The 13083-nt window shown below is 46.8% G+C and carries 8 protein-coding genes and 1 tRNA gene; 3 read left to right on the top strand and 6 right to left on the bottom strand.

Features of this window, described 5'->3' with window-relative positions:
* Positions 1 to 29 precede the first annotated feature (29 nt).
* Positions 30 to 1058: a nucleoid-associated protein YejK gene (gene yejK / locus Q0976_RS16485; RefSeq protein ID WP_299494963.1), complete on the bottom strand. Its 1029-nt coding sequence runs from the start codon at positions 1056 to 1058 to the stop codon at positions 30 to 32.
* A 77-nt stretch (positions 1059 to 1135) separates the two neighbouring features.
* On the opposite strand from yejK, the gene Q0976_RS16480 reads away from it, so the two are divergent.
* The 3 genes from Q0976_RS16480 to Q0976_RS16470 all read left to right on the top strand — a co-directional run bounded on the left by Q0976_RS16480 (position 1136) and on the right by Q0976_RS16470 (position 3492).
* Entirely contained in the window at positions 1136 to 1354 is a 219-nt protein-coding gene (locus Q0976_RS16480; protein ID WP_299495008.1) for a YejL family protein, read from the top strand.
* 78 nt (positions 1355 to 1432) lie between these two features.
* Entirely contained in the window at positions 1433 to 3229 is a 1797-nt protein-coding gene (locus tag Q0976_RS16475; RefSeq protein WP_299494962.1) for a DUF3413 domain-containing protein, read from the top strand.
* A 186-nt stretch (positions 3230 to 3415) separates the two neighbouring features.
* Positions 3416 to 3492 (top strand) — tRNA-Pro (locus Q0976_RS16470).
* 445 nt (positions 3493 to 3937) lie between these two features.
* Here the strand turns inward: Q0976_RS16470 and Q0976_RS16465 are convergent.
* The 5 genes from Q0976_RS16465 to Q0976_RS16445 are packed head-to-tail and all read right to left on the bottom strand — an operon-like array spanning position 3938 to position 13047.
* Positions 3938 to 4318, bottom strand: coding sequence for a hypothetical protein (locus Q0976_RS16465; protein ID WP_299494961.1), 381 nt, complete (start codon positions 4316 to 4318; stop codon positions 3938 to 3940).
* Between the two features lie 12 nt (positions 4319 to 4330).
* Complete coding sequence (locus tag Q0976_RS16460; protein WP_299494960.1) at positions 4331 to 11353, bottom strand: hypothetical protein; 7023 nt, start codon at positions 11351 to 11353, stop codon at positions 4331 to 4333.
* Positions 11346 to 11825, bottom strand: coding sequence for a hypothetical protein (locus Q0976_RS16455; RefSeq protein WP_299494959.1), 480 nt, complete (start codon positions 11823 to 11825; stop codon positions 11346 to 11348). Before Q0976_RS16455 ends, Q0976_RS16460 begins: the two co-directional genes overlap by 8 nt.
* The gene (locus Q0976_RS16450) at positions 11822 to 12451 is read right to left on the bottom strand and encodes a hypothetical protein (RefSeq protein ID WP_299494958.1); all 630 of its coding nucleotides are present in this window, start codon (positions 12449 to 12451) and stop codon (positions 11822 to 11824) included. Before Q0976_RS16450 ends, Q0976_RS16455 begins: the two co-directional genes overlap by 4 nt.
* The gene (locus tag Q0976_RS16445; protein WP_299494957.1) at positions 12448 to 13047 is read right to left on the bottom strand and encodes a hypothetical protein; all 600 of its coding nucleotides are present in this window, start codon (positions 13045 to 13047) and stop codon (positions 12448 to 12450) included. Before Q0976_RS16445 ends, Q0976_RS16450 begins: the two co-directional genes overlap by 4 nt.
* Positions 13048 to 13083: the final 36 nt, after the last annotated feature.

Genomic DNA, 13083 nt, shown 5'->3' with positions numbered 1-13083 from the left:
GATGTCAGTTAATTGCCCCCCGTAACCACTTACTCACCTTTTAAACGGCGGTCCAGCTGATCTTTTAAATTGGCAGGCACACCCTTTATCATAATGGTGTCAGAAATAGGGTCATATATTACCCGCTCCCCTAAATGTGTACCATCAAAACTCAAGGTCACACCGCCGCCGGTACCTGAGAATTTTTTCAATTGCCTTAAAGTCGGTTTATCAGCAGGAAATTCATCCTCTAGTGCATAATCCCCCCCTTGAGCAAAATCATAAAAAGACTCCATCCCTTGATCGGCTAATTCATCAGCTAAATCTTTAATTTCAATATCGGCGCCACTGTCACAACGCTCACTGCAATAATCAAAAACCCGCTCACGAGTTTGCTGACGCTCATCCTTTGTAAGCTCACTACTGGCCACAAAATCTTCAACCGCGGTTAATAAAGATTTATTTTGTGCTTTGGTGTTCACACCTTCAACACAACCCATAAAATCAAGAAAGAAGTCAGCAACTTTACGCCCTGCTCGTCCTCGCACAAAGGAAATATATTTACGTGAACTTTTATCCGCCTGCCACTCTGTTAAATCAATACGTGCCGCCAGCTGCACATTATTTAAATCTAAATGCGTATTTTCCGACAACTCCATATCATCTAACACTGTCATCGATGATTTAGCGTTAAGTAACGATACAAAAAGATAGTCACTGGTCATGTAGGTATAACAAGATAACAGTAAAAAGCCGCCTTGACTGAAATCGTATTTCGCGAGTTCTTCTTGTAGTAATTTACTGGCAAGACCAGAAAATTCAACAAAACCTAATTCACCACTGCGGTAATCCGTTAAGGCATTTTCAAAGGCGGGATTGGCTTCACCATCTTCCCCTGAAATGCCAAAATGCCCGAAACCTTTTCCTGCTTTACTGGTATAAGTTTGATGTAGCTCATCAAGCATGGTTTCAACCGCTTGACTGTTTAATAAAGGTTGTGGACGCAATCGACAACTGAGTTGTCCCTCAGTATTTTGAGAAATTGCGTGAATAATTGCTTGTTCGACGTGAATACTCATAAGCCTCGATAGTGATAATGGAAGAAATCCGTTATTATATGCCGCTAATTGAATTAAAAGTGAAACATTTTTATATTATGGCTATCCAATCAAAATATACTAACACGCAAGTTGAGTCGATTATTGCCGAATTATTAGCAGTACTTGATAAACATCAATCACCTACTGACTTGTCACTGATGGCTCTGGGAAATTGTGTAACCCACTTACTATCAAGTAAAGTCCCAGCTGAAGCAAGAGATGAAGTCGCAGAGCAATTTGCAAAGGCACTATCAAATTCAGTGAAAAATAACTAATATTAAGTACATATGTGAGACTGGGTAAGTTATTACCGTATCCGGTCCTCTCATTTTATATAACTTAAGCGGATGAATATGGTCGAGCGAGAAAAACAAATAGGACGTGATCGCGTCTCACATTTAGTCAACTGGGGACATTGGTTTGCTTTCTTTAATGGTTTTCTAGCCATGATAGTCGGCCTACGTTATCTTGACAGTGTCGGTTACCCAGAGACGATAATAGGATGGGGCTACTTATTCTTACTCACAGTAGGACAGTTTAGCTTTTTAGCCTTTATTGTGTATTTAGTGTGTTTATTTCCTATCACTTTATTGTTGCCCTATTCTAAAATCCTTCGAGGGCTGGCTGCCGTTCTTGCAACCTTAGGCCTTTGTCTACTGTTATATGATACTATTATTTATGATGACTATGGCTTGCATCTCAGTCCCTTCGTATTTGATTTAGCCTGGGCCAATCTGCACGCCTTGTTACGCGGCACCTCCTATATAGTGACTCCCATTGGCATATTAATTTTAGAGTTAGTCGCCGCTAACTATATTTGGAAACGCATTCACAAAATCAGTAAAAAGAATATGGGCAATAAAGTGGTTGCCTTTGTGGGGATTTGCTTTATTGGCAGTCACTTAATTCATATTTGGGGCGACGCTACCGATATCACTGAAATTACCCGTTTCGATGATGCCTATCCACTGTCATACCCTGCCACAGCGCGTTCTTTGATGGAAAGTTACGGTATTGAAAGTCGCTCAGTTCACAATTCTAAAAGTCCACGCCAAAGTAGTCTTGCCTACCCCATCAACCCATTACAGTGTCAAAGTGCTGGAGCAAATTACGGCCAAAAAAATGTACTATTTATTGCAATAGACAGTTTTAGAGCGGATATTGTCGATAAATACTCTATGCCTTTCTTTACCCAATATCGTCAAAACAACCAAAATTATACCCATCACTTAAGTGGCGGTAATCAATTTGACAGCGGAATGTTCTCACTGCTGTATGGTTTGCAAGGGAATTATATTACTGCCAATGATCTGCACTATCAAAGCCCGCTATTGACCCAGACCTTTAAAAAACAAGGCTACCAACTCGGCCTCTTTAGTGGGCGCTCTCTCAATATTCAGCCACAAGCTATTTTTGATGATTTTACTATCGTCCCCTCAAGTAGCATAAACGGCGCCGCTGAAGCCGATTTAAGCACCATAAAACACTTTAAACAATGGCAAGGTAAACAAACCCAACCTTGGTTTGCTTTAGTTAACTTAACTGCCCCCGATAGCTATGATACCCCCGTAGGGTTCTTAGGTATTAAAACAGTCAAATCAGATGTCGCACTGAAACCGGCTCAAAAAGTGCTATTTAATCAATACCGTCAATCTCTCAATTTTATTGACACTCAATTGACCGCATTACTGAGTAAGGTGCCCAAAGATACCTTAGTCGTCATTACTGGCGCCACGGGGAAAATGCTCACCAGTAACAGTAATGAAGCCAGAATGAACTTAATGCCACAAAGTGTTGAAGTGCCCTTCGTGATCCATTGGCCGGATCAAAAAATGCCAAACACCATACCCTACCGAACCAGCCATTATGGCCTTGCTCCCACACTCATGTCTCAAGTCTTAGGTTGCACTAACCCTGCCAGAGATTACAGCGCTGGTCGCACGTTAACACACCCCAGTAAAGAGCCTTGGGTATACGTCGGAGATAGCCGTATTTTTGCTATTTATCAAAAAAATGAAATCACAGTAATCAACCGTCATGGTAAATACCGTATTTATGACAAAAATTACCAATCAAGGCTGGATAAAAAAATGCAAGCACAAGACTTAATTCAAGTCATGAACGAAAGCCAACGTTTTCATAAGCACTAACCCTGCAATCATGACCGATTTATCATGACTAAGGACTAAAAATACGGCGTAAGATTACAAACTAAGCAATTGAATCGATAATTTACATTTATGACTTGCGCTACTATGCGGCTCTTGATAAAGTGCGTTTCACACCAACACAGCCCCCATTACTAGCAATAGTATCTGATGTGTTGGCAGTAAAATCGGTATGTAGCGCAGCCCGGTAGCGCACTGTCATGGGGTGTCAGGGGTCGGAGGTTCGAATCCTCTCATACCGACCACATTCAAATAAAAAAGCCTATCTTATGATAGGCTTTTTTATTGCCTCCTCGTCCTATTTTTCTGTAGCGGATCGCATGAAATGAGACGGAAGTTCGCATGAAATGAGACGGATTAAAAGCACCACTACATGCTTTATTTTTCTTACTAAACATAAACTTATCGTTTAAAGTAAACCAAAAAAATCTTGTATTTACTTTCTAGTTAAAAAATATCTCTCCACAACATAAATAAACATAACCACATGATTATTAAATACATTCCCTAACTAGAAAGTGGAAAGTTAAACTAGAAAGCTACTTTCTAGTTAGCGTGCTTAAACTAGAAAGTAATTTTCCCTCTTTGTTACAAATTTAAACACTTCTCCTTGAACTGTTTATCATCAAAAGCCGTTTAATGATGAATTAAACAGCTTTTAAATAATAATCAAATAGTGATTAAACAGGTTTAAATCGTAGTGATCTCCGTGCAATCAATGGCGGTGCTGTACTCGTCCAGCGTTTTTAAGTACGAATACGCTGCCTCTCTTGGCGTCATGTCGGTGTATAGCTCGTCCTCTAATCTAATTTGATAAATATGAATGTTATAGCCGTCACGCACCTGATCAATCGGTGGCCTGTCCTCACTAATCGCTTGCTCGCTGGCAAACACGCTTAACTGAAAGGTACATATGTGTGCCCCGCCTTCGACAACCGCTAACTCATTACTATTGTCGAGGGTTTCACTCAATGACAAATTATTGCTGGTTGATAACTGACTAATGACTAAACAAGGATCAGTGACCGTTATTCCACTGGCCATTTCAATACTGGGCATATTTAGCGCCATGTTGCTCTCCTTTTATTGCTCTATTGCTATGATGGTTAGATATTGCTTAGTGACACTGCTATCTCCGTGATGGCGAGCATAGCTGGTCACTTTGATTCGGTATGTAAAATCGCTAGTACTGGTACTGGTGTCTGTATAGGTGGTTGAACCGCTGCAAGACTCATATGTTCTGTATTTGCTAAATTCAGGCATATAAACTGACCCACTCGTACCATTAAAAGTGCCACTGGTTACCGTTGACCAGCCACCAGTACCTAGACGGCGTTGTAACTGCCAGCCTAATTTTGGCGTGGTCACACTGCTTGATGTGGAATACCCCGCCCCAGACATATCATAAGAAAACACCACCGATTTACGACTGCCCGATGTTGAGAACGGCCCCACAGTGAGCGGATATGAGTTCACTGTATAGCGGGTTTTAACGCTGGTTGTGCCTTCATTTTTCAATGTGCCTGACGACAAAGTGCCACCAAAGTGACAGTTGCCTCTGTCGTCTTTGTAATTAATGGCGTTGGATTTTTTAAGGGCATTCCAATTCGGGTTTGAGCCACTCATGAGCTTGGGGCCATACCATTGAATGAGATTATCTGGGCCAAACGAGTTCGCCGCTGTCACTTCCATGTGTGTACTGCCGATTAAGCGAATTTCCCCCCCTTCTAATATGGGACTGGTGAGTTTTTCACCCGCTTTGATGTGCTCACCCAATATAGCACCCGCTGAAATACTGTTGGCCGTGAGGCCGCCGAACGTGGCGAGGCGGGCTTGTAGACTATTAAATAAGGCACTACTGCCCACCAATTTATTGATGAGCGCACTGTCGGCTTGTATTTCGTTCGCCGTCAGACCGCCAAAGCTGGCCAATTTGGCTTTTAGGGTATTAAATAAACCTTCGTTTGCCAGTAATTGATTGGCGGATATCACTCCGCTACCCATTTCAGTGACTGACGGGTTCGCCCAAATATCGACGCTTTGAGTACCGTTATTACTCCAATTGAGCATACGAAGACACACTTGAGTTGTATCTGATTGTAACTGCACAATGTAAGTTGTATTTTCTGTATCTGGCACTGTCAATGGATCAACATTAGCTCCTACAAAGTACGACCTCATAACACGCCATTGTCCATCCTCAAGTTCACCATGCCAAAAATAGGGATATGTCGTTTCAGGATAAGGATCTCGACTAATAGCATAAAAACGCATGACCGTCTCTTTAACACCAGCATTTCCTCTTGCAAGCATACCAAAATAGCGCCGCCCAGCATCACCACCTGATTGGCGATAAAAACTAATATTCACTTCATAAATCTTGTTATGATCAATATCAAAATAATCTGAAAGTTCCTCTGTATTGCCATTAGAGACACTCTGTACTCCTTTTACCTCCCTCCCTAAATAGGTCACTGGCGTTAACGTACTATCATCAAATGACCACCCCTCACAATGCCCTGTCATGGTAAAGTTATTCACCAGATTTCGAGCCGTCACATGGAGCTTTTCAGTGGTAATGGCATTCGCCGCAATCGCCTGCGCAGCTAAGCCGCCAAACATGGCCAATTGCGCTTGTAATGTTAAAAAGAGGCCATTTTCAGCAATAAGCTTTTCAATCAACGCATTATTAACGTACAACTGCTCAGCCGCGATCACATTGGACTCAACCATACCCGCGCGAACAATATTAGTAGACACACAATCCCATTCCATCGCTACAGAAATTCGATACGTACTGTTATGCCAAGTAGCGACCACAGGCACCTCACTACCATTGACGATAATACGTGGATGATTTGAGGTCGAGCCTAACGCTGAAATCAATGTCCATTGCCACACCGTCCCCGTCCATGACAAAACGCCCACGGCTTTAGTAACAGTACCCGTTCCCATCGTCACTAAGGTGACTGAATATTGCGCCTTCACATTATTGGTATCAGGGTAAATGGTGGGCAAACTACTACCATCATGAAAAAGCAATGGATCATGGTTCGTTAAAGACGCACGATACTCTCGCGTCCATTTTTTTGTCATTTCATAGGTATTAGCAATCGCATTAGTTTGCGCTGTATCCGCTTTCTCTGTGGCATCTAAAGCAGCGGCTGTTATGGCCTGCGTTTTCGCCGCTTCCGCTTTAGCTGTCGCATCCGCTATCGCTCGAGCTTCTTCGGCATCCACTTTGCCGTCGGCATGGGCTTTTGCTGTGGTTTCAGCAAGTTCAGCTTTAGCTAAGGCATAACTTTCAGCGGCAGCTTGTGCAGCATTAGCCTTAGCGGCAGCATCTAACGCCGCAGTATCGATGGCGGCTTGTTTGGCCGCATCGGCCTTGGCGGTTGCATCGGCAATCGCTCGAGCTTCTTCGGCGTCCACTTTGCCGTCGGCATGGGCTTTAGCCGTCGTTTCGGCCAAGTTGGCTTTGGCAAGCGCATAGCTTTCAGCAGCGGTTTGCGCCGCTTGCGCTTTGGCCTCGGCATCTAACGCAGCAGCATTAATGGCGGCTTGTTTCGCCGCATCGGCCTTAGCTGTGGCATCGGCAATAGCCCTTTGCTCCTCGGCATCCACTCTGCCGTCGGCATGGGCCTTGGCTGTGGTTTCAGCAAGGGCCGTTTTTGCCAGTGCATATTCTTGGGCCTCAATTTTGGCCGTCTCCGCCTTAGCGCTAGCATCATCCTTAGCAGTACTAATCGCCGCTTGTTTTGCGGCCTCAGCCTTGGCTGTCGCATCGGCAATCGCCCTTTGCTCTTCGGCGTCCACAATGCCATCGGCGTGGGCTTTCGAGGTAATTTCAGCAAGTTCTGCTTTGGCAGCCGCGTAACTTTCTGCCGCACTTTGGGCTGCTTGGGCTTTAGCAGCTGAGCCGCTAACGGTCTCCATGCCAATATCAATGAGATCCCCTTGTGCCGTCATCTCATAAAAGCTCAGCTCGTCAATATCGGCGATGCCCGTCCCATTGCGATAATTCACTATCCCAACCAAGCGCACATACACAGTCCCTGCTCGAAAGTTATCCTGTGCATCTCCAATGCCCGTGATGCTGCCTTCAAAGGTGCGAAAGCCATCACTTTCATAAATCACACTGGATATGCCGCAATAGCGATGGGCACCACTGCCTCCCGATATAAATTCATAATTCGCATCCAGTGTTACCACACCCGCATAGATTTTACTTTGCTCACTGTCTTGATGCTGACGCACAGTGAATTTCACTTTATAGCGTTTAGCCGTATCCACAGGAAAAGTGCCAATGGTGAACACATACTGCTCTCCCGTTAAGCGCAATACATTACCCCCATATTGCCCAGCCTTTATCACTTGTGCGGTGTCAGACTCAGGGATCGACACTAACTCACTGGCTGGCCCTTCAAACTCATGGCTATAGCCCGTTAAACCAGACTCCATGTAAAAATCGGCTTGGGTGCGCATATACGCCACATTACTTAAAAGAGGGTTATCAAGGGCTGCTTGATAAACCGCATCCGCTTTCTCAGTGGCATCTAACGCCGCAGTATCAATGGCCGCTTGTTTCGCCGCTTCCGCCTTAGCCGTCGCATCGGCAATCGCTCGGGCTTCTTCGGCGTCCACTTTGCCGTCGGCATGGGCTTTTGCTGTGGTTTCGGCAAGTTCTGCTTTAGCTAACGCATAGCTTTCAGCCGCTGTTTGCGCAGCTTGGGCTTTAGCAGCAGCATCTAACGCCGCAGCATCAATGGCCGCTTGTTTGGCCGCCTCGGCCTTAGCCGTAGCATCGGCTATCGCGCGAGCTTCTTCTGCATCCACTCTGCCGTCGGCGTGAGCTTTTGCTGTAATTTCGGCAAGTTCGGCTTTGGCTAACGCATAGCTTTCAGCCGCTGTTTGTGCGACTTGAGCCTTGGCGGTGGCATCTAACTCAGCAGCATTAATGGCGGCTTGTTTCGCGGCTTCGGCCTTCGCGGTGGCATCTTCAATAGCCCGCAACTCCTCAGCGCTCACCAGCCCATCAGCATAAGCGGCGGCGGTAGTTTCAACCACATTGGCCTTGGCCAGTGCATAGCTTTCTGCGGCGGCTTGGGCGGCACTGGCTTTAAGCTGGGCCATGTCACTACCGATAATGTTATCTGTAGTGACATGCTGCACGTTATCAAACTCGCTCACTTGCGACACGCTCCAACCAGCTTGCCACCGTGTGATCTCATAGCTGGAATAACCCGCTTGCACATCACGCACTGTCACTTTAGGGTAATAAAACAGACTGGTCGTTTCGCCAATCCAAATGCAGCATTTATCCCCATCGTCACCAAAACGCACCGCATAATCACTTTGACTGTCGCCAATGATTTTTGCCGTGTGCTGCTTCCACGTCGGCGTGGCGGCATAGTTATAACCAGAGACATATAACGAAAAACTTTTACCTTCGCGATAATCGTACACGTCCACATAAAAGCTCAACATAGTATTACTGTAATACGCGGGTAAGGTGATCTTTAATGCCCCCACGGCATTATATTCATGGCGGCTATAAGTGCCGCCCTCGGGGCGAGCAATGCGAGTGACGTTATTTTCCGTCACGTTATTGCTTAATAGCGGATCGGTTTTGGCGCTTTCAAGTGCCGTATTAACAGCATTGGTTTCAGCATCTTGGGCTTTAAGCAGCGCCCCCGCTGGCGTTTCGCCGCCCAGCTCAAAGGCACTGATGCCTTGATTAAGTAATTGCTGAGCATTGAGTAAGTTATTAGATAAATTGCTGTTATTAAGCGCCGCTTGCAGGGCCAACAAGTCATCGCTGCCATCGGGCAAACGCCCGGCCATAATGTTATCCAGTTGAGTCTCTTCTTCGGGGGTAAAAACGGGGGGGATCTCAGTTTGAATTTTACTCCATGTGTAATCCTCCCAATTGCCAGACGGGGTAACTATTTCCTTATCTGTTGCTATGCCCATCCATGGCTTATTTTCACCTTGGGCCTCGTTAGTAGTAAAGCCTGTGCCCTGATTATCATCGGCCCATGCAAACCATGAGTAGCTTTTAAAACTGTCACCTAAGAGCGCCACTAACGAGGTGTTATCAGAACTGGTTTGCACATTTCGCGGGCCAAAGTAACTGCTCACCCCATAATTGTTTTTGCTGCGCGCCCACACAAAATAGGCGGTATTGGGGTGCAGAGTGGGCCAAATGATCTCTTTACCTGAGCCAATGTACATGGCCCCTGAAAAATCATTGCTAATAGAGCCAAGTAGCTCAAAGGTGGTGGTATTAGCAATGAGTACCGCCGTTTGCGGTTTAAGCACTAACTCCAGCGCCCCTGCAATCACTTCTATGCCCACCACGGGCGGCGGCGCATCGCTGCCAATACTCAGCTCGGCGGGCACATTGGAGCGATTAGAAAACAGATTGACCGCCCACACTTTGCAGGTATACGTCCCCACATCCAGCTTAGGCACATGGTGCTGATTAATGTCCGGGTTCGCTTGATAAACGAGTCTCTCACTCGTATCGATGATTTCTAATCGATAGCGATAACTGCTGTTGCCGCCGGGTGCATTCCAAGTTAACAACCCTTGCCAGTTGGCATCATCGCCCATGGCCTCCCAGCTTAAATTGGCCACCGTCGGCACATTGCTGGCATTGGGTAAATTCAGCGGCGGCGTGAGTTTACGGGTAGTATAACTGCCCTTGTCGTACACATATAAATCCGGGTGGGTCTCTTTTAATACCACTTTAACGGGCTTGCCAAAATCAAAGGCCCAATCCACCACCAAAAAGGCTTTGTTAATGCCCAAGCGGGGCAAATTGACGTTAACCACTTTACCCACGGCCAGCCCAAGGCCTATCATGTTGAGGCTCAAGGTTAACTGCTGGCCCGCACGATTCAGCTCTAAATACAGTTTCGCCAGACGTTGAGCAGTATAGACCGACTGAGTAAAAGCTAAATCCAAATCATGATCGATATACTCGCCATTATCTTGAGATTGATAATAAGACGACTCATAGGGCGGAAAATCCGTGGGCTGAAAATAATTATCAGGATCAACAAAGGTGCCGCGAACGGCATTACACAAAGACGCTCTAGGGGTAAATGAGCGAATAGACACCTCACCCGCAAGATCGGCTTCTGTAATGTCCATCACCGCAGGCCCTTGGTAGACGCCCGCATATAAATGGTATTGGCCGCTCACATAGGTTTGCATGCCTGCCCCTGCGATGAGTAATTTATCCAAAATCGATGCTGGGGTCATGGACTGAGTAAAAGTGCCGTTGCAGGTATAACGCGGCTCAGTATTGCCCTCATCGTCATACTCCACCAACTCATCGCTGTCATTGGCGGCCAGCGCATAAGCGGTTAAGTTTATCTCGTCAATATCCGCGCCAACGCCAGACTCAAACAAGGTAAAATCCAGCACGCACAGCGCCCAATTATTCGACCACTCCCACGTGCTGCTATCATTCCAGCGATGCGACCCCATGCCGCCCACGCTACTGTCTTTGCGGGGATCATAAATCGGCTTACCCCGAACTAACGCTTTGACATTGGGCACACCGTTGGAAAACACTTCTTGATCATGTTTTAAGCGCACCGTTAAATAAGTCATGCCTCGGCCCACATGACGCTCAGTCCAGTTGGCGCACTCCGCCACTAAATCACTGTCTGCGCTCATTTGATTGCCCAAATGCACATTAATCCGCGCATGCTCATTAAAGGGCGCTTTCATGACACCATTTTCAAACGCCAGCTCATCACCAAAATAAATGGCTTCTACCGCCTCACAGCCGTGGCTGGCCAGCGGCAACACGATATGCAAATACTCGTTATCGTTCCCCGTTTCTTCACTAAACACGATAGGGCCAGACACCATAGCTCGGCCATAAATACTGCGCCTCGCCTCGGTACTTGAACGCAGCATTTGTTGCTGTTGCATGGCCTCGTTTTCAAAATCATCGGGCATGGCGGGCATCATGGACTCGCGCAGGTATTTACCCACGCCCACCTCCCACCAAGCATCAATGCCTACCGCATCAAAGGCCACTTTCCCAAGCGGCGTGCCATCCACTAGCGCATCAACCACTTTACCCATGACGACCTCCTAAGTGTGATTGGACAAGCGGTGATGCAAGATGCAAGGGCCAGCCATATTGAATACTGTTTGCAGGTAAACTCACCACCCCGTTTTGACTTAAGGCCCACACACCATCACCACCTGCAATGCCTAGCGCAATCTCTTGAGTCAACTCAGGCTTGATTAACACCACATCGCCACGACGGCATAACAGCGGCGGAACATGTGGCCCTAACAGCGCATCAAACAACGCGGTTAAATCAGTAAACCCTGCGGCTTTAATGGCTCGCATTGCACCTAATGCATTAGTGTATTGGCCGCGATAATCGGCTCCGATATCGCCCAAATCCGCCCTGTCACCGCGCGCCATGATCCAGTCAGCAATAAACAGGCAGCAATCATGCTCGCCCCAGTTAAATTCACGGTGTCGATTGCTATCAATAAAGGTGATTAATCGATGGGTTAATTGATAACTTATATTTATACTCATACTCGATTCACCCGTCGCCCGCTGCTACTGCTGCCCCTGCCGCCGCCACTTGAAGTGGTAGATTTGCCACCGGGCACGCCCCACTGCAATTCCCGCTCTGTGCTTTCACTGACAAATTCAAAAAAATCATCCGCAGACTCGCGGGCTTGATGATCGGCGTGGGTATAACGACCATTGCGGGCATTTTTCCAATCCACACCACGAGAGTTAATTTCAAGCTTAATACTGGCCTTAGCACCGTCACTCACTGTCATCACATCCATGCGGCCTTGAAACAAAATGTCGGCGGTCTGAACCAGCCCTGTAGTCATATTCAGAGCGGCTAAATAAATGACACCGCTACGGTTTTGGTACTCTTCGGTAAGCGCCGTAGACACCAGTGAGGGCGGAATGCCCGATAAGGTAAGACTCAATTTATTGGGCTGCACTTTACCGTTTTGAGTCACATTGCCGATTTTACCCAATGCCCCCACGCCTAAGTACAAATGGCCGTCATACTCCACTTGCCCCACGCCGCTATGCACGCACACATCCCCCGATACAAAATCGAGTTTGGTTAATAGCAAGCCGCTAATGTGAGCCTGTCTCAAATAGGTTTTCATGGCCTCACTGGCAAAATTAATCATGTGCTCACATCCTCCACAAACTCCAAACTAAAGCCGGATAACACACGGCGCTGACTTGAACGCCGCAGGCCTTGATTGTCATCTTTAAACTGCATCACCGCGCACGGGCTTTGCACAATAATGGGGCTACCATTAGCGGGGGCGCGCCTGATCGCGGCTTGAAAGTTCAGTACACATTCACCACTACTGTTCGCAGTAGCATCAGAGGTTAAAATCACTAATTGCTCACCAATTTGACAATAATCGCCCGAACGTAGAAACAGCCCCGCCTCAACACCATCGATGCTCAATTGGTTGCCTGTTTGGTTACTCCCCTTCACGAACGGCGTGCCGCGTCCATGACCGCTGGGAGCGCTAAAGGCATGGTCAAACAATTTGACTCGCCCAGCCATGCCCTGCATGTTCGACACGAACCCATGCAGGGTTTGGCCTTGGGTACGAGTCAAGTTGGCAAACTGCAATTTGGCGTGCCAATAGGCACCGGGCAAACTTAAGGTTTGTGTTTGATTGCTATAAGGGTTGGTAAACACTTTCGTGCGATGCACTAAGCGCCAGTCACAAGATGTGGGGTAAATCCCCTCGGGAAAGGTCAACAAAAAAAAGCCCTCGCTGCTAATGGGTGAGGGCTTAGT

Origin of the sequence: uncultured Shewanella sp. (assembly GCF_947501665.1) — a bacterium.
Classification (GTDB): domain Bacteria; phylum Pseudomonadota; class Gammaproteobacteria; order Enterobacterales; family Shewanellaceae; genus Shewanella.
This window is presented reverse-complemented; position numbering and strand designations above follow the sequence as displayed.